The organism is Nostoc sp., assembly GCF_036917415.1.
In the GTDB taxonomy this organism is placed as follows: domain Bacteria; phylum Cyanobacteriota; class Cyanobacteriia; order Cyanobacteriales; family Nostocaceae; genus Nostoc.
The window spans coordinates 14945-36128 of record NZ_JBALDJ010000110.1 but is presented as its reverse complement, the minus strand read 5'-3'; the positions used below and the strand labels follow the sequence as shown (position 1 = coordinate 36128).

At 43.6% G+C, this 21184-nt stretch carries 19 protein-coding genes and 4 pseudogenes; 11 read left to right on the top strand and 12 right to left on the bottom strand.

Annotated elements, in window-relative coordinates; genetic code table 11:
- Positions 1-60: 60 nt before the first annotated feature.
- Entirely contained in the window at positions 61-1449 is a 1389-nt protein-coding gene (locus V7K41_RS24470; protein WP_334852392.1) for a cytochrome P450, read from the top strand.
- Between the two features lie 58 nt (positions 1450-1507).
- On the opposite strand, the gene V7K41_RS24465 is transcribed toward V7K41_RS24470, so the two are convergent.
- Positions 1508-2311 carry a tetratricopeptide repeat protein gene (locus V7K41_RS24465; protein WP_334852390.1) on the bottom strand — a complete coding sequence of 268 codons (804 nt, stop codon included), beginning with the start codon at positions 2309-2311 and terminating at the stop codon, positions 1508-1510.
- A gap of 144 nt (positions 2312-2455) precedes the next feature.
- Positions 2456-3556 carry a Holliday junction branch migration DNA helicase RuvB gene (gene ruvB / locus V7K41_RS24460; RefSeq protein WP_334852388.1) on the bottom strand — a complete coding sequence of 367 codons (1101 nt, stop codon included), beginning with the start codon at positions 3554-3556 and terminating at the stop codon, positions 2456-2458.
- A gap of 241 nt (positions 3557-3797) precedes the next feature.
- Here ruvB and hisF point away from each other — a divergent pair, with 241 nt between their 5' ends.
- From hisF to V7K41_RS24445, 3 genes and pseudogenes are all read left to right on the top strand, one after another.
- On the top strand, positions 3798-4571 hold the full coding sequence (hisF, locus tag V7K41_RS24455) for an imidazole glycerol phosphate synthase subunit HisF (protein WP_334852387.1): 774 nt from the start codon (positions 3798-3800) through the stop codon (positions 4569-4571).
- A 99-nt stretch (positions 4572-4670) separates the two neighbouring features.
- On the top strand, positions 4671-4862 hold the full coding sequence (locus V7K41_RS24450; RefSeq protein ID WP_094348875.1) for a hypothetical protein: 192 nt from the start codon (positions 4671-4673) through the stop codon (positions 4860-4862).
- Between the two features lie 251 nt (positions 4863-5113).
- Positions 5114-5221: pseudogene (locus V7K41_RS24445) on the top strand (IS5/IS1182 family transposase); the annotation flags it as partial.
- A 224-nt stretch (positions 5222-5445) separates the two neighbouring features.
- Here V7K41_RS24445 and V7K41_RS24440 read toward each other — a convergent pair.
- A complete protein-coding gene (locus tag V7K41_RS24440; protein ID WP_334852385.1) occupies positions 5446-6927 on the bottom strand; it encodes a GTP-binding protein in 1482 nt (493 codons plus the stop codon).
- A 228-nt stretch (positions 6928-7155) separates the two neighbouring features.
- On the opposite strand from V7K41_RS24440, the gene tpiA reads away from it, so the two are divergent.
- Positions 7156-7887, top strand: coding sequence for a triose-phosphate isomerase (tpiA, locus tag V7K41_RS24435; RefSeq protein ID WP_442943264.1), 732 nt, complete (start codon positions 7156-7158; stop codon positions 7885-7887).
- Between the two features lie 52 nt (positions 7888-7939).
- Complete coding sequence (folP, locus tag V7K41_RS24430; protein WP_334852383.1) at positions 7940-8800, top strand: dihydropteroate synthase; 861 nt, start codon at positions 7940-7942, stop codon at positions 8798-8800.
- On the opposite strand, the gene V7K41_RS24425 is transcribed toward folP, so the two are convergent.
- Positions 8797-9642, bottom strand: coding sequence for an SPFH domain-containing protein (locus V7K41_RS24425; RefSeq protein WP_334852381.1), 846 nt, complete (start codon positions 9640-9642; stop codon positions 8797-8799). The genes folP and V7K41_RS24425 overlap by 4 nt on opposite strands.
- 378 nt (positions 9643-10020) lie before the next feature.
- Between V7K41_RS24425 and V7K41_RS24420 the strand changes: the two are divergent.
- Together V7K41_RS24420 and rpsU are read left to right on the top strand one after the other, a co-directional pair.
- Positions 10021-10365 (top strand): annotated as a pseudogene (locus V7K41_RS24420) (hypothetical protein).
- A 292-nt stretch (positions 10366-10657) separates the two neighbouring features.
- A pseudogene (rpsU, locus tag V7K41_RS24415) lies at positions 10658-10838 on the top strand (30S ribosomal protein S21).
- A 296-nt stretch (positions 10839-11134) separates the two neighbouring features.
- Here rpsU and pth read toward each other — a convergent pair.
- Positions 11135-11776, bottom strand: coding sequence for an aminoacyl-tRNA hydrolase (pth, locus tag V7K41_RS24410; protein ID WP_334852379.1), 642 nt, complete (start codon positions 11774-11776; stop codon positions 11135-11137).
- A gap of 387 nt (positions 11777-12163) precedes the next feature.
- The gene (locus tag V7K41_RS24405; RefSeq protein ID WP_099103129.1) at positions 12164-12436 is read right to left on the bottom strand and encodes a TatA/E family twin arginine-targeting protein translocase; all 273 of its coding nucleotides are present in this window, start codon (positions 12434-12436) and stop codon (positions 12164-12166) included.
- Positions 12437-12549: 113 nt separating this feature from the next.
- On the opposite strand from V7K41_RS24405, the gene V7K41_RS24400 reads away from it, so the two are divergent.
- Positions 12550-13128, top strand: coding sequence for a Uma2 family endonuclease (locus V7K41_RS24400; RefSeq protein WP_334852378.1), 579 nt, complete (start codon positions 12550-12552; stop codon positions 13126-13128).
- 10 nt (positions 13129-13138) lie between these two features.
- Here the strand turns inward: V7K41_RS24400 and V7K41_RS24395 are convergent.
- Positions 13139-13276 (bottom strand): annotated as a pseudogene (locus V7K41_RS24395) (diversity-generating retroelement protein Avd); the annotation flags it as partial.
- 271 nt (positions 13277-13547) lie between these two features.
- Complete coding sequence (psbH, locus tag V7K41_RS24390; protein WP_094348882.1) at positions 13548-13751, bottom strand: photosystem II reaction center phosphoprotein PsbH; 204 nt, start codon at positions 13749-13751, stop codon at positions 13548-13550.
- 85 nt (positions 13752-13836) lie between these two features.
- Between psbH and psbN the strand changes: the two genes are divergently transcribed.
- Complete coding sequence (gene psbN / locus V7K41_RS24385; RefSeq protein WP_292866665.1) at positions 13837-13968, top strand: photosystem II reaction center protein PsbN; 132 nt, start codon at positions 13837-13839, stop codon at positions 13966-13968.
- Positions 13969-14198: 230 nt separating this feature from the next.
- On the opposite strand, the gene V7K41_RS24380 is transcribed toward psbN, so the two are convergent.
- From V7K41_RS24380 to V7K41_RS24365, 4 genes are all read right to left on the bottom strand, one after another.
- Positions 14199-15203 (bottom strand): transaldolase, encoded by a 1005-nt coding sequence (locus tag V7K41_RS24380; RefSeq protein ID WP_334852375.1) that lies wholly within the window; start codon positions 15201-15203, stop codon positions 14199-14201.
- A gap of 238 nt (positions 15204-15441) precedes the next feature.
- Complete coding sequence (gene pyk / locus V7K41_RS24375; protein ID WP_334852435.1) at positions 15442-16872, bottom strand: pyruvate kinase; 1431 nt, start codon at positions 16870-16872, stop codon at positions 15442-15444.
- A gap of 227 nt (positions 16873-17099) precedes the next feature.
- Positions 17100-18143 (bottom strand): type I glyceraldehyde-3-phosphate dehydrogenase, encoded by a 1044-nt coding sequence (gene gap / locus V7K41_RS24370; protein ID WP_334852373.1) that lies wholly within the window; start codon positions 18141-18143, stop codon positions 17100-17102.
- A 242-nt stretch (positions 18144-18385) separates the two neighbouring features.
- Complete coding sequence (locus V7K41_RS24365; protein WP_334852371.1) at positions 18386-20230, bottom strand: vWA domain-containing protein; 1845 nt, start codon at positions 20228-20230, stop codon at positions 18386-18388.
- A gap of 249 nt (positions 20231-20479) precedes the next feature.
- On the opposite strand from V7K41_RS24365, the gene V7K41_RS24360 reads away from it, so the two are divergent.
- Entirely contained in the window at positions 20480-20839 is a 360-nt protein-coding gene (locus tag V7K41_RS24360; RefSeq protein WP_334852369.1) for a Rieske (2Fe-2S) protein, read from the top strand.
- Positions 20840-21184 lie beyond the last annotated feature (345 nt).

Here is a 21184-nt window from a genome sequence, read left to right as displayed (position 1 = left end):
GCGTGGATGAATTGACTAGCTGATAACAATCTTGCTCCAATTATTGGGAGATAAATAAAAATGTCTGCACTTAAACTGCCTGACGGCCCCCAAACTCACCCCTGGATACAGACATTTCAATGGCTAACTAACCCATTGGGATACATGGAAGACTGTGCTAAAAGCTATGGTGATATCTTCACACTCAGGATTGGCCCACTTTTTACGCCTCAAATATTCGTTAGCAATCCCCAAGCGATTCAGCAGATTTTTACCACTGATCCCAAACAGTTAGATTCTGGTGCAGCAGCAGGTTCAGGAACCCCTTTATTGGGGCAAAATTCTCTACTATCCTTAGAAGGAAAAACTCACCAACGCCAGCGTAAACTGCTGACACCTCCTCTACATGGGGAAAGAATGCAAGCTTATGGTGATTTAATTGGCGAGATCACCAAGCAAGTAACTAGCGAGTGGCCTGTGGGGCAAAGCTTTACAGTCTTATCATCTATGCAAGAAATCTCCTTTCAGGTGATTTTGAAGGCTGTATTTGGTTTAGAGGACGGACTTCGTTATGAAAAACTTAAAGAAATTCTGATTGCCATCTTGAATCCAAAAAGACCTATTATGCGCGCAATACTGCTCCTGTTCCCATTATTACGACGGGATTTAGGGCCTCGCAGTCCTTGGGGAAGATATCTACGTTTGCGGCAGGAAATGGATGATCTCATCTATGCTGAAATTCAAGAGAGGCGATCGCTTGGCGACCAGTCTCGAAGTGATATTCTGTCTTTAATGATGGCGGCTCGTGATGAAGCAGGTGAGCCGATGACAGACTTAGAATTACGTGATGAATTGATGACTTTGTTGATTGCAGGTCATGAAACTACCGCTAGTTCCTTAGCATGGGCACTATATTGGATTCATCATCAGCCTGAAGTCCGTGAAAAACTGCTACAAGAATTGGATAGTCTAGGTGACAAAAAAGACCCGAACGCCATTTTCCGATTACCCTATTTGAATGCAGTTTGTTCGGAAACAATGCGCTTGTATCCGGTGGCGATGTTGGGATTAAATCGATTGGTTAAATCACCTCTAGAAATTGCAGGCTACAAATTTGACTCTGGTACTATATTGGTTCCTTGTATTTATTTGAGCCATCATCGAGAAGATTTATACCCCAATTCCAAGCAGTTTAAGCCAGATCGTTTTCTAGAAAGACAATTTACTCAATCGGAATATTTGCCCTTTGGTGGTGGTAATCGTCGCTGCATTGGCATGGCATTTGCCCTGTTTGAGATGAAACTGGTATTGGCAACTGTACTATCTGATTGGCAAATGAAATTAGCTGATACACAGCCAGTACTGCCAGTTAGGAAAAGCGTCCTGTTAGCACCAGGCGGTGGTGTACCAATGGTAGCAATTGGAAAGCGCCAGCAAAATCAGCGAGTTCTTGAGACTAACTTGGTGTAGAAAATCTCAGAATCAGGTGGGAGCGATCGCTTCGCTTCCCCTTTGATTTACCTGCTAATTACTGGATTTTCAAGAATTTATCCAAAGCTGTAACTAGGCTGGGAGGCCAACGGCGGATATTTGTTACCCAGTCGATATCTTTATAGCGGCTATCAAGTCCATAAGCTGCTACCCAGTTGCTTTCGGCTTCGCCTTGTTCTCCATTTACCCAATATGCAGCAGTGAGGGCGGCACGCACATCAGCAAACTTAGGATATTTACGGACAATATTTCGCATTTCCCGGATTGCTTGCTCTTTTTGACCAGTTTCATAAAGGGCGAGGGCATAGTTAGCACGGGCGAAAGCAAAATTTGGGGCTATCTCATTAGATTTTTTGTAGTCTGCGATCGCCGAATCCCATTTTCCCAAACCGGCTGTGGCATTACCGCGATTGTTGTATGCCATCGCATCGTTAGGATCGAGTTCTAGAACGCGATTGTAATCTGCGATCGCCGAATCCCATTTTCCCATTCCTTCCAACGCCGCGCCCCGATTCAAGTAAGGATCGGTAACATTCGGCGCTAGTTCTATGGCTTTGTTATAATCTGCCAACGCCTCTTGTAACTTATTCTGGCTTACCCGCGAATTTCCCCGATTACTCCACGCCCCGGCATTCGTGGGAAATTGCTCAATAATCTTTGTCCAGTAAGTTTCAGCCGTCGCAAAGTCACCTTGATTCGTAGCTATAAACGCTTGATTTGCCCACTGATCGCCTTGTTTTAACTGTTCTTGAGTAATGGGCGGTTGAGATTGTGCCATAACTGGAGAACTCCAGCCAAACACAAGTAACAAACTGAGAAAAATACTAATCAACTTAATCATCTAGGTTTACCTAATTTGTCATTTGTTATTTGTCATTTGTCATTGAGCATGGGGCAGAGGAATTGAGTTCAAAGGCTCATTAATGGAGTTCAAAGACTCATTTACGAGTATCAATGCCCCATGCCCAATGCCCAATACCCATAATTACAATAATGACAACTGTTCATTAGGTGGCGTGAATCCCAAATGTTTATATGCTGCCTTTGTCGCCATTCTTCCACGATGAGTCCGAGTTAGATACCCAATCTGCATGAGGTAAGGTTCGTACACTTCTTCAATTGTTTGGGTATCTTCACCTGTCGCTGCTGCCATTGTTTCTAACCCCACTGGCCCGCCATTAAATTGTTCAATTATTACACTCAGCATCTGGCGGTCTGTCCAATCTAAACCGCAAGGATCTACTTGGAATAGTTGCAATGCCTCAGATGCAATGCTTTCATTAATCTCGCCAGAAATCTTTACCTCTGCATAATCACGTACTCGCTTAAGTAGCCTATTAGCAATACGTGGCGTTCCGCGTGAACGACGGGCAATTTCTGTTGCACCATCTTCTGTAACGGGGGTTTTGAGTAATTGAGCGGTTCGCAGTACAATTTTAGTCAGTTCGTCAACTTCGTAAAATCGGAGTTTTTGAATTAAACCGAAGCGATCGCGCAGTGGTGAAGTTAAAGCACCCACACGAGTTGTAGCCCCGACTAAGGTAAACTTTGACAGCGGCAAACTTCTGATCCGAGCGCTGGAACCCTTACCAATAGTAATATCTAAGCGATAATCTTCCATTGCTGGATAGAGAATTTCCTCCGTCATCCGCGAGAGGCGATGAATTTCATCCACAAATAAGATATCCCCTGGCTTGAGATTTACTAGTAACCCAACAATATCCCGTGGACGTTCTAAGGCTGGCGCACTGGTAATTTTGTAATTTACCCCCATTTCCGATGCTAAAATCATTGCCATTGTGGTTTTGCCCAATCCCGGCGGCCCATACAGCAGCAAGTGATCCAATACCTCACCACGAGACTTGGCTGCTTTAATGGCAATATCTAGCACATCCTTTAAATCTTTTTGCCCTATGTAATCGGCAAATCGGTGCGGCCGAATACCTTCTTCTTGCTGTTCTTGCTCATCAATAGCAGCTTCAGGCTGCAAAATATTTTCTGTGGATGGTGCTTTCGCCAACTCTCGACGCTGCTTTGGTTCTTTGTTGGGTTCTGGAGGCTGTTTTTTCGAGGAGATTATCGCCATAATTCAGCTATCTACTTTTAAGGGACTGGGGACTGGGGACTGGGGACTAGGGACTGGGGACTGGGGACTGGGGACTGGGGACTGGGGACTGGGGAGAGAATTTTACCCCACCACTCCCACACTCCCGATGCCCCATGTCCAATGCCCAATGCCCCATACTTGTGAAAATTTTCGTTTGAGAATACCCGCGCCAATTTAAAATTTAAATTCCGGTCAATTACCCAGAAGTACAAAAGTTATTATGTTATCTAAAAGAATCTTACCGTGCTTAGATGTGAAGGCGGGACGGGTTGTAAAAGGAGTTAACTTTGTCAATCTCCAAGATGCAGGCGATCCGGTAGAGCTGGCTAAGGTTTACAACGAAGCCGGTGCTGATGAGTTAGTATTTCTGGATATTACAGCTACTCATGAAGACCGAGCGACAATTTTAGATGTGGTCTACCGCACTGCTGAACAGGTCTTTATTCCATTGACTGTAGGTGGTGGCATTCAATCCTTAGAAAATATTAAAGCTTTGTTACGAGCGGGCGCAGATAAGGTTAGTATTAATTCTGCGGCAGTGCGGGAACCAGACTTGATTAATCGGGCAAGCGATCGCTTTGGTAATCAGTGCATAGTTGTTGCTATTGATGCCAGACGCAGAAATAACCTGGATTTTCCAGGTTGGGATGTGTATGTGCGGGGTGGCAGAGAAAATACAGGCTTAGATGCCCTATTGTGGGCACAGGAAGTTGAAAAACGGGGGGCCGGAGAACTGCTAGTAACAAGTATGGATGCTGATGGAACCCAAGCTGGGTATGACATTGAGATTACACGGGCAATTGCCGATGCTGTAGAAATTCCAGTTATTGCTTCTGGTGGTGCAGGTAATTGTGAACATATCTACACCGCCCTAACTGAAGGCAAAGCTGAAGCCGCATTACTCGCGTCACTGTTACATTACGGACAATTAAGCGTAGCAGAAATTAAAAGTTACTTGCGCGATCGCAACCTGCCAGTCAGAACATTCTGTTGATCCACCATTTCCCATTTAATGACATCCATCTAAGGTTAGACACACTTCCTGAAAAGGGTGTTAATATTATTTTACAAGTATTAACAAATATTAAGAAATATGTTGCTTCCTATTTTACTTTTTGATGTAGCCCTAGTAGCGTGGTCGCTGCACTTAATGGAAAAAGCTTACGAGAGTAAAGAATTTTCTCTAATGTTAGCTGGTACCTTGGTTGCTCTGGCTGCTGCTGCCATGTTAGTAGTTTACTTTTTGATGGGGCATTGTATGACCTATTTGTTGCAAGTATCCTAGAGAGTGCTGAGTGCGAAAGGAGGTATTTAAAATTTAGTCTCCAGAAAAAGCTTGACAAAGTAATACCAATTCAAAATTCAAAATTCAAAATTCAAAATTAAGAAAGCCAGACAGAACAAAGGTTTGGGAGTATGTATCTATCGCATTCTTTTTTCAAATTGGTATAATAATTAAGCAATTATATAGGACTTATTTTAAGGGGTTATAGCGCATTTGGTAGCGCATCTGTACATTCACAAATTAGATGTAGTAATCGATTTCGGCGTTTGAGTAAGGATTATAAGTTTTACACAGAGCTAAGTGAAGCAATGATTTATGGCTCATTGATTCGTCTGATGGTAGAGCGAATGGCACCTTAAGCTTTTCTTGACGAATCAGCTCTAAGAGGTTGTTTGAAAAGTATTTCACTGTAATTTTAGGCACTTTTAGATCCCCCCTAACCCCCCTTAAAAAGGTGGGAACCGGAATCAAAGTCCCCCTTTATAAGGGGTATTTAGGGGGATATAGAACTTTTTATACCAACAATACGACTTTTCAAACAGCCTCTAAGGATAAATATGGCTAACCAAACCTTATTTATGCATCACTTTTTGAGTTTTACTTTGTGAAGTAATTCATCTTTAATACGGTTAAGAATTGAAGTCTCATCCAAGTTTGCCAAAATCCGATTAATCACTGCTTTTGGTCCATCAGGCCCCCAAGTTGCGCCATTGGCTAAATAAACTTTGGTAACTTGTCCAATCCCGTAAGAAGAAACACCAGCTACTCCCCCTTGGGTGATTGCTACCGATATATAAGGGCCCAGCGCAATACCACCTGTAGCTGTTGCAGAGATTCCAAGTAAAGTTTTTAATCCACTCAAGCCTAAATTTGCTAACAATTCACTAGCACCGATGCCGCCCATACTCAGGGCGATTTTTTGTAGCAATTGTACAGCCCCAGTTTCCGTCATGGAGAAGCCATAGAGTTTAGATAAACCCAAAATCAGAGCAATATCAATTACCACACTACTTAGAATATCTACCACAGTTACAGGATTGAGTGCGATCGCTAATGCCTTAGTCATCACAGCCTTCCAAATCAACTGATTGGCATTCTGTTCCCGAATCATCAGTTTTCGTTCTATCAACTGCTCATTTACGATATCGGCATAAAGCATGGTATTTAGGGCAACCAAGGCTTTACCCTCACGATGCAGAATTTCCAATATTTTCAGCTTCAGTTCCTCAACCTGGGCATTACCTGTACGTAACTGTATGCCCCTAGTACCATCAGGGCGACGAATCGCCGTCTTCACCAATGGCGATGCCGCAGCCATAACAATTTCTAAAGGTGTGAGTAATTCCCGCACCCTTTCATCCCGAATTTTGTGATAAATTGCCATTTGGTCTGCTTCTGGATACTGGTCTACTTTGTTAAACACCAAAACGATCGGTTTACCTGCTTCCCGCAACTGAGAAAGGGCAGCGTATTCTAGCTTTGTCATATCACCAGAGATCACAAACAGAATCAAATCTGCTTGTTTAGCAATCTGTTCAGCTAACGCGGCACGGGTTGCACCATCTACTTCGTCTAACCCAGGAGTGTCAATTAATTCCACCTGCGATTGACCTACACCAGGGAGAGTGACACGCAAAGCACGTTCAGTTTCCCCAATCATCTCCTCGCTAATACTCCAATTAACTCTTTGTGCAACACGGGTGACACCGTGCAGTGGCCCAGTTTCAAATACTGTTTGCCCAACCAAAGCATTGAGTAGCGAAGACTTCCCACGTCCCACCATGCCAAAAGCCGCAATCTGCACAACCATGCGGTCTAACTTTCCCAGCATGGTTTCCAAATCAGCAATTTCTGCCTCCAATCCAGTTTTTTCCTGGGGAGTGAGGTCGAGATTGGCTACCAAGTTTCGTAGCGCCGTTTGTGCTTGTTTATAGTTCAGTTCTGTTTGAATGTCTTCAAAACTGAAAATGGCACTATCCAGTTCTTCCTCCCAGTTGAGAGAATTTGCGTCAGTGTTAGCAGAATCGCTTTGATGAGGTTCAGGCACGGGCAATGTGGAAGTCATATCAATTTGAGATTTTAAATTTGGGATTTTTAAATTAGCCCTGTCTCTTATCCTAGTTATTTTTAACAGAGGTTTGGGTATTGGGACTGGGGACTGGGCTTTTCTTCAATCTCTAATACCTAATGACTAATGACCAATGACCAATGACTAATGACTAATGGCTAACAAAAAGTCATAAACTGAAAAATGCATCTAATATAACGCGTTAGGATCTTGACTAAATTACCTGTGCGGAAAATCGTTATTGCCGGCAACTGGAAAATGTTCAAAACCCAGGCAGAAACCCAGGAGTTTTTACAAGGATTTCTGCCCCACTTAGAGGAAACCCCCCAAGGGCGAGAAGTGATATTGTGTCCTCCTTTCACTGATTTAAACGTTTTATCCAAGACTTTGCACGGTAGCCTCATCCAACTGGGGGCACAAAATATCCATTGGGAAGAATATGGAGCCTATACGGGTGAAATTTCTGCCCCAATGCTGACAGAAAGTGGTGTGCGCTTTGTGATTGTCGGTCATAGCGAACGACGGCAATACTTTGCGGAAACGGACGCCACCGTTAATCTGCGCCTCCGAACTGCTCAAAGGTTTGGTTTGACTCCAATTCTCTGTGTTGGCGAAACTAAACAACAACGAGATGCAGGAGAAGCTGAATCTTTGATTACTCTCCAACTCGACAAAGGCTTGGTAGATATCGATCAAGATAATTTGGTAATTGCCTACGAACCGATTTGGGCGATTGGCACCGGTGACACTTGTGAAGTAGAGGAAGCTAATCGAATAATTGGCTTAATTCGCAGCCAGTTGACTAATCCGAATGTATCAATTCAATATGGCGGTTCAGTCAAGCCGAATAATATTGATGAGATTATGGCTCAACCAGAAATTGATGGTGTCCTCGTGGGAGGAGCAAGTCTAGAACCTGAGAGTTTCGCTCGGATTGTGAATTTTAAGTCAGTGTGATGTGCTTTTTTCTCGTTCCCATGCAGAGCATGGGAATGGCTAATGTAGATTTATGCCAAGGAACTTGATAATTCGAGGACGCTGTTTCGATTGGGGACAGCGGACTTATTTGATGGGCATTTTAAATGTAACGCCTGATAGCTTTAGTGATGGAGGTGAGTTTAACACTTCCTCTACCGCTTTAGTACAGGCGCAAGCACTAGTGGCTGCTGGTGCTGACATCATCGATGTGGGCGGTCAATCAACTCGACCAGGGGCAAAGCAAATAACTCTGGTGGAGGAACTTGACCGGGTACTATCGGTATTACAGGTGCTAAGACCAGAGATTTCAGTCCCGATTTCTGTAGATACAACCCGTGCTGCTGTAGCCAAGGCATCTGTAGCAGCTGGAGCGGATATTATTAATGATATTTCTGGCGGCACTTTTGACTCAGAAATGTTGGCAACAGTCGCAGAATTAGGTGTGCCGATGATTTTAATGCACATCCGGGGAACACCACAAACAATGCAACAACAGACTGATTATCAAGATTTGCTTGGTGAGATTTCTAGTTTTTTGGCTCGACAAATTGAGGCAGCAACTACTGCGGGCATTGATCTGGATAAAATTATTATCGATCCTGGTATTGGTTTTGCTAAAAACTATGAGCAAAATTTAGAAATCTTTCGCGGCTTGCGATCGCTCGCCTCACTCAACTCCCCTATCTTGGTAGGAGCATCTCGTAAAAGTTTTATTGGTCGGATTTTAAATCAACCAGATCCCAAAGCACGAGTTTGGGGAACGGCAGCAGCTTGTTGTGCTGCTATTTTTAATGGCGCTGATATCCTCCGAGTTCACGATGTTCAAGAAATGCACGATGTTTCATTAGTAGCCGATGCACTATTGAGACAAGCCGCACAGCATAACTGTTAGGTATTACCGTTTTCGTGTTTTTTGCCGTTACCTTCTGGATTTTCTCCTGGGTGGGCTATCAACTCCTGAAACATTTCACTTGAGTTAGCTGGGTCTACAAAGACAATTTTGGCATTAGTGCTCTCACCAAGTTTTTGGCTAGCATCTACGTAATCTTGAGCTACAAGATACCGCAGAATGTCTCTACTGTCGGGATTGGAACGGAGAGCTTGAGAAATAATTTGCACTGAAGCCATAGTTCCTTCTGCTTTTTTTATAGCAGCTTCCTTTTCCCCTTCTGCTTCGGTAATCAGTGCCCGTTTTTTGATTACAGCGGCTTGTTCCTCTTCCCTAGACTTTCGGACACTCTCAGGTAGAGTAATTCTCTGAATATCCAACCGGAGAATATCAACTCCCCAATCTGCTGTTATACTATTCAACTGGTCTAAGATAGCTGAGTCCATCTCCGCTCTAGAGACATTGGTCTGCTCTAGGGTATTCTGAGCAATGATTTCTCGGAGCGTGGTTGTGGTTATCTGTGTCAATGCCCCTTGCAGATCCTCAATCGCGTAAAAGCTTCTCTCAATATCTCGAATCCGCCAGTATACAATAGCGTCCACTTCTACGTAAATATTATCTTGGGTGATCACATTCTGAGGTTTGATGTCTAAAAACTGCTCTCGTGTAGTATCTTCCATCACAATCTGATCGACCAAGGGAACAATAAAGTTCAGCCCCGGCTTAAGTTTTCGATGATACCGCCCTAAGCGTTCGACTAAGGCTTCATTTCCTTGATTAATCAGTTTTGCAGAACCTAATGCATAACCTATAAGGGCTAAAACTATAGCAATAATTGGCTCCATGTATGCTCCTATTCAGCTTTGGGGAGAATTTAATGTCAAAGATATGCTACTAGCTTGTCATATCTTTGAGTTTAATGTTTTGAGTCTGTAATTTTATCAACACCAGCAGCGATGTCGAGTCACTGCAAGTTTTGTACATATTCTGTAAGTGAGATTGTTTTGCAGAATGCGATCGCTATTAAAGCACCTTGATAAAACGCTGGCAAGGACTACTTGATGTAATCAACATTACTTGTACTGGCATCTTCAGACAGCCTAGACTTTAATCCAGTATATTTACGCAATATTAAAAAAAGCAGGTAAATTTTTGCATGATTTTAAAAACACCACTATAATCGGATAAAAATTGGCTTCAGCCATTAAAAATATCAAAATATTATGGGCAGGTTGTTAACCAAACTTATAGGTTTAATTCTACTTTTGACAGGATTATACTTTTTTGGTCAAAACATTATATTTGTTAGCGGTTACTATTCATATTTTTACCGTAGCTTACCTGCTACAGCTTCAGTTTTGGCAACGATGATAGGTATATTTGCATTAGTGTTTTTTCAAAGAGAAACTGGTAATTTAGGATGGATTTTTCTCGGCATTGGTGTAGTACTAGTTTTCTTAAGCGGTGGAGTTATTTTAAAGCCAACTAGCTTATGAAATTTCATAATTGCTTTTACAGCATTAGCATCTGGATATAAATTACTAAATGAGGGCAGAATCAACTTTTAAAATCTGTTTTTATCATGTATCTTAGTAACTAAGATTACATTATTTCCCAGTTTAGAGTACAGTCAGAAAAAATTAGCATTATAATTTCTCCATCTTCTCTATTGCTTCTGAGAGTGCATTAGGGCACTTAAATTAACTTTTAGTTAAGTAACGATTTTACGAGATAGAAATACACATAAGCCGCCTCAACCGGACGAATAGCCTCTTAATCATGACTTGAACTCAGAGGGGTTTTACTAAGGTTGAAGGTAATATTAGAATGGAAACTATTGATGATGAGGAAAAGGGAAGAATGACCCAGGTGGTTCTAGGAGAGAACGAAGGAATAGACTCAGCTTTGCGTCGGTTTAAACGCCAGGTTTCCAAAGCTGGGATAATTAGCTGATGTGAAATATCATCGACACTTTGAAACACCGATAGAAAAACGCAAACGTAAGGCAGTGGCAGCTAGACGCACAAGACGTTTTAAATAAACCTATTCTATTTGGTGTGATACCGGCGTTGCTTGAGGTTATGACCGAAAACAGGCAATAGCGCGTAGGCGTAGCCCGTCGTAGACATCGCCATTATTCATACAAACATTAAGCAAAGTCTGCCGCACCGCTAATTAGGGTGTAAATGAGTTACTTTTCCTATACCTAGAGCGCATTAGAGGCTTTATCTTGGTTAGATGGAGCAAGCTAAAATCGCTGCCCATCAACCAAAATAAGCGCCTTTAAACATCGGTTAGCTTTCTTTAATCAGCTGATAGGACAGTATTCATTTAGCCCTAAGACTCAGAATTATTAATGGTGCGGCTATTACAAACATTCATCGCCTTTTCTACTCCCTGCTTGAGACTTAGTTCAATACACTCAACTACGAACTGAAGTACAAGAGACATCTGCTGATTTTCGGCAGCGGAAAATCGCCCCAGCACATGGGAGATAGCACCGGAATCATCGTTATTAGCTGCATCTTTGGGTTTACCAATACCGATTCGCAAACGGGGAAAGTTTTGGCTACTAAGATGTGCGATCGCACTTTTCATGCCGTTATGTCCCCCAGCCGAACCAGATAAACGCAAACGAGTTTTTCCCAAGGGCAAATCCATATCGTCATAAATCACCAACACTGACTCAGGCGGCAATTTATACCAACTTGTCACCGCTTGTATTGCTTGTCCTGAGCGATTCATATAAGTTAACGGCTTTAGCAAGCGAATCTTACCTCCACCTGGGGTCATACCCTCGCCATACTCACCTTGAAACTTCCGGTTTTCTGTTAAGGAAATGCGCCAAGAACGGGAGAGAGTTTCTAAAGCTACAAAACCGATATTATGGCGTGTTTGGTCATACTTAGCTTCTGGATTCCCTAACCCGACGATTAGTTGTGGAATCACCAAAGCTGGTTGCGTAACAGCTTCTGTCATTTTGTCTACAGTCAATTGATATTCATCACTCTTCTAGTACTTTGTCACGCAAACTTTGCAGGGTTAGAGAACGAACCGCAAAGGCGCGAAGTACGCGAAGTAAAAAGGAAAGAAGAGAAATTGAAGAATTGATTTACCGAGCAAAGTTGCTGTGACGGACTACTAGTGGTTTGTCCCATTAATTTTGCTAGGTAAACTCATTTTTAATCTCTCTGTTTTTCTCCTACTCTGTGTTCTCTGCGCCTCTGTGGTTCGTTCCTTTACCCCTCAGAATTAATGACACAGACCACTAGTACAATGTCTAAGCTAGTAATGAAGGATTTGTAGTAAGCACTAAAGTGTTTAGAAAATAAAAACTAAAGTCCTTACTACGAACTTGACAGACTACTAGCTAGGTTGGGAAGAACTAGCGGTATCCTGCTCAGATTTAGCAGGGTGGATTTGCTTAGGTTCCAATTCAGCAGTAGTCTTTACAACTTCTTCTAACTGTTCTGCTTCTTTTTGAAACTCGTTTTGAAACTCCTTAGAAGCTTCTTGGAAACTACGAATTGTTTTGCCCACACTCCGACCAATTTCTGGCAGCTTCTTTGGGCCAAAGATTAACAGCGCTACTACCATAATTACAGCCATTTCCGGCAGACCGATACCAAATATATTCATTTTTTGTCTCCTGTAAACTCTAAAACCACTACATAGACTCACATATTATTATGTAGTCTACTCAATAATCGCCTATGATAGAAAGCGATCGCCCCACAAGCGAGTTATGCCTTATGTCTTTGACAATCAAAGACTTAGAACAATTACAATCACAGAATCCTGATTGGCGGATGGAGCTAGTAGAGGGAAACATCATCGTTATGGCTCCATCCGATTATCAGTCAGACGAAATTGGTTCTCGTCTGCTGACGTTTTTGAATATATGGGTCATGCCTCGCAAACTGGGACGTGTTACTGGTTCTAGTGCTGGCTTTATCTTGCCCAGCATTGAAACAGATGAAACTGGAGGCGACCCGGAAAAAAGAAATCTACGCACTCCAGATGTTTCGTTTGTTCGAGCAGAAGGACTCAAGAAGACTCAACGTGACTTTGTGCAGTTAGTACCCGATCTCATGGTTGAGGTGAAATCTAAGAGCGATCGCCTCAAACCACTCCAAGAAAAGATTAAACTATTCCTAGAACTTGGATCTACAGTGGGTATTCTCATTGACCCTGATAAACTTTTAGTAACAGTTTATCGCTCTAACCTTGAACCAGTAGTTTTAAAAGATAACGACAAACTGACAATACTAGAATTACTTCCAGGTTGGGAATTAACAATAAAAGAACTGTGGCCACCTGAGTTGGAGTAAATTAAGTACTTAATGACATCAAATTGAAGTCGAGCAGCATTCGTGTTTGATAGCGCAAAATGTCTAGTTGAGTATTGAGAGATTTTAATTGAATAAGTTTATCTTTAGCATATTTAGCTTGAATTAATCCTTCTAATAAATCGTACAAATGTAGGTTGGGTTAAACGAACGCGAACAGCATCCTGTAGGGAACTGAAACCCAAGATTCTCAAGAGTTTGTTGGGTTTCGTTCCTCAAACGCCACTTGCTTCTCCTGTCGGAGACGCTACGCGAACAAGTCGGGAAACCGCAAGGGCGCAGTGGTTCCCCAACCTACACCTACTGAGTTATTGTTCAGTAGCAAATTACAATTCACAAAAAAACCCGGAAGAACCGGGTGTAACTTAACTTCTTATCCAAACTCGCTCGCTGTGTATGCGTTAGCGTCCTAAACTGCGCCAATCGACAAATACATCCTGAACCAACAGTGATTTATTGTAAAGTTGCAGAATAATCAGCAGAAACACGAAAAATAGCGCCATAAAAACAGCCATCACAGGGGTAGTACCCCAACCTGGAGCCACTTTCCCATACTCAGAGTTCAGTGGTTTCAGGATATCTCCCAACCTTGTCCTTTGTGCCATAGTTCACCTAAGATTACTTGCCAAAGCTTTTTTTAATCTTCTGTAATATTCTATAAGAATAGCACTCATCATCTATATCTCAATTATGGAACCCGCAATAGTTCTTAGCATTTCTGTGGCTGCCGTGGTGATTGCCATCACTGGAGTTTCGATTTATACCTCCTTTGGCCCTCCTAGCAAGGAATTGAACGATCCGTTTGATGACCACGAAGATTAAAAGAGTCATATCATGTCCGCAGCGTAAATTTTTGGTGCGATGTCTACGACGGGCTACGCCTACGTAGACAAGCGTTGCTGTTGCTTGTCGGGGTTTCCTCCATGAGCACCTGGCGCGTAGGGTGAAATGACTATGGCAATCATAACTAATTACCCAGACATGATATTTGAAGTGCGTTACGGCTCAAGCCGTAACGCAAACTACTTTGGATGTTTTTTAATTGAAAGTCTCTAATGGCTTGCCACTACCTCTCCTTCCAGGCGAACGAGTCGGTCTGCCAAAAGTTTCTCAAGGTCTTCTAGTGCCTTGGTGAAACCTTTAATACCTTCGTCTAGTTTGTCAGTTGCCATGCGGTCAGCAGCGTGCATCTTGTCATAGCTGGCTTTGTCAATGGATATCTTTTCGATTTCCAAGTTTGCTACCTTCGCAGGGTCAAGTTTACGTGGCAGTTCTCCAATGGTTGCCTGTAATTCACCTAAAAGTGATGGCGAAATGGTTAGCAAATCACTACCTGCAAGTTCAGTAATTTCACCAACGTTACGGAAACTAGCTCCCATAACTTCGGTTTTATAGCCAAATTTCTTGTAGTAGTTGTAGATTTTGGTGACAGACAATACTCCTGGATCTTCTGCTGCTGGGTAGCTATCGCGTCCGGTATCTTTTTTGTGCCAGTCAAGAATCCGGCCGACGAAGGGAGAAATTAGGGTAACGCCAGCATCTGCACAGGCGATCGCTTGGTGAAGACCAAATAACAAGGTAAGGTTACAGTGAATACCTTCTTTTTCGAGAATTTCCGCAGCGCGAATGCCTTCCCAGGTGCTGGCAATTTTAATTAAAACGCGATCGCGGCCAATTCCGGCGGCTTTATACTGGGCAATTAATTCCCGTGCCTTAGTTACGGTAGCTTCGGTATCATAGGACAAACGAGCATCCACTTCTGTAGACACGCGACCGGGAATGATTTGCAAAATCTTTAATCCAAAGGCAACTGCCAGACGGTCAAAAGCTAGAGAAACTATCTGTGTTTGGGTAGCTTTGGCTCCAGCATCTTTCTTTGCCTGGAGTAAAGTTTGATCGACAACTTCCTGATATTCTGGCATCTGTGCCGCAGCAGTAATTAGAGAAGGATTGGTGGTAGCGTCTTGGGGTTTGAACTTTTCAATTGCCTGGATATCCCCCGTATCTGCGACCACAACAGTCACTTCTCGCAATTGTTCCAGTAAATTCTTAGACATAAAATGCTCCGTGATGTTTGTTTAGGATTTACTTATTCCCCAGTTCTTACCAAGTGAGTGCTGAGTGCTGAGTGCTGAGTGAGAAGTTAAGAGTTATTTATTTCCTTGTCTCCCTAGTCCCTAGTCCCCAATCACCAGTTCCCAGTCTCCTGTTCCTTCAATTCTGATTCTGGCAATTTTTCTAAATCATTGCCCAATTTTGCTTACTATCTTGAGCCACAGCCCTATTCTAAGTGCCTTATGCCGAAATTGGCTGTCCAATGGAATGCACTTTGATTAAACTAGTTGTTCCTGATTTACCAATTGGAACACCAGAGGTAATAACTACTTTATCGCCCTTGTTTGCTAGACCCATGTCTACAACTGTGTTCACCACATTGGTAAACATCTCTTCGGCATTGTGGACTGGTGGAATTAGCAAAGCTTCCACACCCCAAGAAAGTGCTAGCTGGCGGTAAGCGGTAATGTCGGAGGTTAGGGCAATAATCGGAGAAGTAGGCCGATATTTAGACACCATTCTCGCCGTACTTCCTGATGAAGTGTTACAAAGAATTGCCCGTGAGCCTGTTTCATAGGCGATGCGACAGACGGATTCTGCTACAGATTCGGTAACGCTGAGACTGCCTGCTTCATGACACCAAGCATGTTTGCTACCCTCATCTAGAGCTTGTTCTGTCCGCACGGCGATGTTGTGCATCATCTGGACGGCGGCGATCGGATATTGTCCGACGGCTGTTTCACCAGAAAGCATTACCGCGTCTGTTCCATCCAAGATAGAGTTAGCAACATCGGTTGCTTCGGCGCGGGTGGGATCGGGGGCGCTAATCATCGACTCTAGCATTTGGGTAGCTGTAATCACTGGCTTGCCAGCACGATTGCAACGGCGAATAATCTCTTTTTGAATTAGGGGTACTTCGTGAATTGGCACTTCCACCCCTAAATCGCCACGAGCAATCATAATCGCATCGGCAACTTTCAGAATGGAGTCAAAGTTTTCTACTGCCTCTGCTCTTTCGATTTTGGCAATTAAGCGAATCGAAGCACCAGCCGCTTCAATCATGCGCTTGGCGGGTTCTAAGTCTTGTGGCGATCGCACGAAGGACACCGCTACCCAGTCTACACCCAACTGAATCCCAAAACGCAAATCCAGCAAGTCTTTTTCGGTGATCGAACTTACAGGTAAAGGAGTTTGGGGCAGGTTTACTCCCTTGTGCGTAGAAATTAGCCCGCCAATTTTCACCTGGGCCCGAATGCGATCGGCGTCGCGATCGGTAACTATCAATTTGACGCGACCATCATTAATCAAAATCGGTTCGCCTGGTCGCACCATTGCGAACAAAGTCGGCAATGGTAGGGGTAGTTCGTCAATACTCTCACCCTTTTCTTGCAAAACAAAGGTAACTTCAGTACCAGCTTCCAAATTTAAGCCTTCCGGTGGTAAAGTTCCCAAGCGAATTTTGGGGCCACATAGGTCTTGCATAATTGCGATCGGCTTTTGCTGCTCAGTACTAATCTGCCTGAGATAGTGAGCCGTTTGGGCGTGGAATTCATAAGCTCCGTGGGAGAAATTCAGCCGTGCCACGTTCATTCCAGCTTCTACTAAGGCTTGCAGCCTTTCAAGTGCAGATGTAGCCGGCCCAACAGTACAAATGATTTTGGTTCGACGCATAGGGATTGGGGGTTGAGGAGTAACCTGCAAATTTGGATGCTTTGAGCGATCGCACAAAATATCCAAATTCACACGTGCTTCATATCACTGGTTTGCTAAATAAAAATACTAGATACCTTTTGTTTTCGGAGTATTTACCATTTCACCCACATCCCAAAAGTCCCTAGTCAAGAGTCAGCAGTCAAAAGCTAATAACTAATGACTAATGACTAATGACTAATGACTAATCAAACCACAGCCGCTGTCGGGGCGAGTTTTTCCTTCTGTGACATAGACAACATCAGGTCAATCACACGATTTGAGTAGCCCCACTCGTTGTCATACCAAGCAATTACCTTGAAGAAGTTGGAATTCAACTCAATCCCAGCACCTGCGTCAAAGATGCTGGAATGAGTATCGCCTTGAAAATCTGTAGAAACTACTTCTTCATCTGTGTAGCCCAAGATACCCTTTAGCGAACCTGCGGCAGCCTCCTTCATGGCAGCACAGATTTCCTGATAACTGGTGGCTTTGGCTGTTTTGAAAGTTAAATCAACTACAGAGACATCGGGAGTCGGAACTCGTAATGCCATCCCAGTTAACCTGCCCTTCAATTCTGGTAAAACCAGTGCTACGGCTTTCGCTGCGCCTGTCGAGGAGGGAATAATATTTTGGGATGCACCTCGACCACCCCGCCAGTCTTTCTTGCTGGGGCCGTCTACAGTTGGCTGAGTAGCAGTCATGGCATGGACTGTGGTCATTAACCCTTCAGTCAACCCAAAGTTGTCATTAATGACCTTAGCTATGGGAGCTAGACAGTTTGTAGTGCAGCTAGCATTGGAGACAATGATATCCTTGCCAGAGTTAAATAGGTGATGATTGACACCCATTAACAGGGTAGCAACTCTATCTGGATCTTTGGTGGGGGCGGAAATTACCACTCGCTTTGCACCTGCCTTCAGGTGGTTTGCAGCTCCTTCGTAGTCAGTGAAGAGTCCGGTAGCTTCCACGACATAATCTGCACCTAATTTTCCCCAAGGTAACTCTGCTGGATTCCTCACCGACACACAAGGAATGAAATGTCCGTCAATCAGGATGCCGTCTTCTCTGGCTTCAACCTTGTGCTTTAATTGACCGTGGGTTGAGTCGTACTTTAATAGGTAAGCGAGATTATCTGGTGGTACTAGGTCGTTAATGCCCACAAACTCAATGTTGGGATTATCGATGCCAGCACGAAGTACAAGTCGCCCGATTCGACCGAAGCCATTGATACCAACTTTCAATTTAGTCAAGATTAAACCTCCCGTTGTGGAAGTTGAACAAAAGGAGAAAGTTAAAAGTCAAAATAGATTGCCTTTTACTCTTTACTCTTTGATCCTGACAGTCTCAGTCAGCTAAGGCATATTTACTTGGCATCTTTTAAGGATTGGGGATTGGAAGAGGCAGAGGTGCGCAGGGGCAGAGGGGAAAAACTTACTGCAACTTTTCCTCTGCTCCCGTGCTTCCCTGCTTCTTCCCCAGTTCTTACTTCAACTCAATTAGTAATGGGTTGGACAAATCGCTTAATTTCACCACAGGCAATATAAGATTTGCCATCCGGTGCTGTTTTGACTTCATCAACGACGTAAAGCATTCCTTCCTCGCGAACCGATCGCGGAAAACGCATATTCCAATCCGGCTCATATCCGTCGGAAACCACTCTAGCGCGCAGCTTACTGCCATCTTTGACACACTGAACTAAAATACTGTCCCCTACACTGTCAGTTGTGGGAAGATCGGTAACACTGGCAGGGCCTTTAGAAGCTTTACCTGTGTTAGTTTGATTCGGTTGTCTAGGGGCAACAAAGATATCTGTTTCACCGGGTTGAGCAAAACGTGTGATATCACCACGTACCCGGTAGAAAGTGCGTTCACTTGAGAGTTCCAGTCCTTCAACAACATAGCGTGCCCCCTCGGCACGAATGGCCCGGGGAAACTGGATGTTCTTGGTTGAATCGTAGCCTTCGGACATGACTTTTACCCGCAGTTTACCCCCTTCACGAACGCAGTACAATTCAACACCTGAACCAACTTCATTGACAATCGGCATTGCGTACACTTCATCGCCAGTAGTGACACCGCGACCCACCAAATCGCTGCGATTGCGCGTCATCGTCTGGTAAGTCTGATCTCGCATCTCTTTCCGTCCGGCATTGCCTAAAGCTTTTTGAGCGATCCGACTGGCGAAATATTCAAGCTGATCGATCTCTTCAGCAATCTCAAAATTCTCGTTCAACCCTTTATCCCGCAAATCTTTCACAAGCGCCCGCAGGGTTTGTTCAGCTTCCTGATGTTTGCCATGTTCAGCGAGATTAAGGCCAGTCTCTTTAGCCTTAGCAATGGTAAGGCGACTCAGTTCTAGAATTATATGGCTTGTAGCAGCAAAAGCTGCTTCCTCAACAGTACCAACTTTGGCGACGACATCGACTGTACCTGACACGCTTTGAATGCGTTCATCTTGCACAACATCGGCGCTGTAATGCAGTTTCATCACAGGGAACTCACCAACTTGAGCGCTTGATATCCCCAGACTCAAACCGAGAAGTTTGTCTTCGTCCTCGTAAAGCTCTCCCAAGGTGATGACAGCTTGACTGGCGTCATTCTGGCTAACTTTAGCCAGACTTAAGGTATCAACAAGGCTGACACCATCAGCCAATTCAAGTGTCACCTTGAGGTTCTGTCCCACTACTGCTCTCAGACTTTCTAACTCAATACTAAACACTTCAGTTGCTTCGTCAATGCTCTGAATGAAGTAGAAGTTGCCCGTGGCGGCTCTTGCCATACCAATCAGCAAGTCTTCATTGAAACCCTGAGCAAAGCCTAACGTCGTTGTGATAATGCCTTCTTCAGCTTTTTGTCCCGATGTCGCCGTCAGTATTTTGGGGTCTTGAATGCCCATATTGGCGTGACCATCGGTAAGCAGGAGAACACGGTTGATTTTTTGCGGATCGAGTCGCGTTTTCACGTGTTCGCAGCCTTTGAGCCATCCCCCCGATAAGTTAGTAATACCGCCTGCTCTCACCTTGCGGATAGAATTTTTCAGTGCGGCTTTGTTAGTCACAGACTGGGGTGGCACAACACTGTCCACTTCATCGTCGTAAACAACTACCGAGAGAATGTCATCTGGCTCAAGTCGATCTACCACAGACTCAGCGGCTTTGAGTGCGTGATGCAAGGGAGCACCTGCCATAGAGCCGGAACGGTCAATTACAAGCGAAAGGTTAAGGTTACGTCGAGGAGATTTAGCTATGTCAGCACGAAAACGTAGTAAAATATTAGTCTTTAATGCAGATCCTGCGGCGAGGATAGACTGGTCAAATTCGTAACTTGTCTTAATCATTTTTTATATCCCTCATAATTGTCTGTTATCAGCTACAAGTCTTGTGGTGCATAGACAGTAAGTGCTTTATTTAGTTTACCCAAAAATAATTTTTTTCAGTATGAAAATTGTATTTAATGTAATATTTTATAGTTACAGTTTCTCACCAGCTTAGACAAAGCCCATCATAGACATCCGGTACTCAAAGGCGATCGCACTGGTCACAATTGCGGGAAACTGAAAGCAGATATATTAAAAGAGGAGAACCGAATGAGTTGGACTAAAGTTCTTGCAGTCGAAGCACTTTCCCCAGGTGCGCGAGAAGTGGTGAAAGTTGGCAACCGGAAAATTTTGCTTTTGAATCACGAAAGTCAGCTTTATGCTGTAGATAACAACTGTCCTCACTTAAAATTACCGTTGAAAAGTGGGAAAATCACTGAAAGTGGGGCAATAGTTTGTACCTTCCATCGCAGTGCTTTTGACCTGCGGACTGGTGAGGTACAAGGATGGTGTTCCTGGCCACCTGGTGTAGGTAAGGTACTCTCGTTGGTTTCACAACAAAAAACATTGCCAGTGTTTCCGATTCGTGTTGAAGAAGGCAGTATCTGGGTTGATGTGCAAGAGGAATAGCACCCTCTCGCTGAATTTACTGAAACAGTGCTAAGTAAAAACAGAAAAACCCCAGCTAAACTTATTGGCTGGGGTTTGTATCAAAATTTACCTATTTCAGAGATATAGGAATCATTGAATGAGAAAATAGAACGTCTTCTCAAGCAATTTGAACGCTTTACTGTGATGTCATGTTGGGTTGTGTATTGCCATTACCAGCTTCTATAGAAGTTGTAGCACTTTGAGATTGGCCTAAATTCACTTTGAAGACTTTGCTTTACTCTTGCTCCAGGTTTGATTGAAATTGAAATCAATGATGAATCTCCAAGTTTTCACTCAATTTTAGAGGAATTAGCTACCGAAATT

Coding starts and splice junctions, on each gene's coding strand:
- V7K41_RS24470 (WP_334852392.1), top strand. CDS start 61: ATGTCTGCACTTAAACTGCCTGACGGCCCCCAAACTCACCCCTGGATA.
- V7K41_RS24465 (WP_334852390.1), bottom strand. CDS start 2,311: ATGATTAAGTTGATTAGTATTTTTCTCAGTTTGTTACTTGTGTTTGGC.
- ruvB (WP_334852388.1), bottom strand. CDS start 3,556: ATGGCGATAATCTCCTCGAAAAAACAGCCTCCAGAACCCAACAAAGAA.
- hisF (WP_334852387.1), top strand. CDS start 3,798: ATGTTATCTAAAAGAATCTTACCGTGCTTAGATGTGAAGGCGGGACGG.
- V7K41_RS24450 (WP_094348875.1), top strand. CDS start 4,671: ATGTTGCTTCCTATTTTACTTTTTGATGTAGCCCTAGTAGCGTGGTCG.
- V7K41_RS24440 (WP_334852385.1), bottom strand. CDS start 6,927: ATGACTTCCACATTGCCCGTGCCTGAACCTCATCAAAGCGATTCTGCT.
- folP (WP_334852383.1), top strand. CDS start 7,940: ATGCCAAGGAACTTGATAATTCGAGGACGCTGTTTCGATTGGGGACAG.
- V7K41_RS24425 (WP_334852381.1), bottom strand. CDS start 9,642: ATGGAGCCAATTATTGCTATAGTTTTAGCCCTTATAGGTTATGCATTA.
- pth (WP_334852379.1), bottom strand. CDS start 11,776: ATGACAGAAGCTGTTACGCAACCAGCTTTGGTGATTCCACAACTAATC.
- V7K41_RS24405 (WP_099103129.1), bottom strand. CDS start 12,436: ATGAATATATTTGGTATCGGTCTGCCGGAAATGGCTGTAATTATGGTA.
- V7K41_RS24400 (WP_334852378.1), top strand. CDS start 12,550: ATGTCTTTGACAATCAAAGACTTAGAACAATTACAATCACAGAATCCT.
- psbH (WP_094348882.1), bottom strand. CDS start 13,751: ATGGCACAAAGGACAAGGTTGGGAGATATCCTGAAACCACTGAACTCT.
- psbN (WP_292866665.1), top strand. CDS start 13,837: ATGGAACCCGCAATAGTTCTTAGCATTTCTGTGGCTGCCGTGGTGATT.
- V7K41_RS24380 (WP_334852375.1), bottom strand. CDS start 15,203: ATGTCTAAGAATTTACTGGAACAATTGCGAGAAGTGACTGTTGTGGTC.
- pyk (WP_334852435.1), bottom strand. CDS start 16,872: ATGCGTCGAACCAAAATCATTTGTACTGTTGGGCCGGCTACATCTGCA.
- V7K41_RS24365 (WP_334852371.1), bottom strand. CDS start 20,230: ATGATTAAGACAAGTTACGAATTTGACCAGTCTATCCTCGCCGCAGGA.
- V7K41_RS24360 (WP_334852369.1), top strand. CDS start 20,480: ATGAGTTGGACTAAAGTTCTTGCAGTCGAAGCACTTTCCCCAGGTGCG.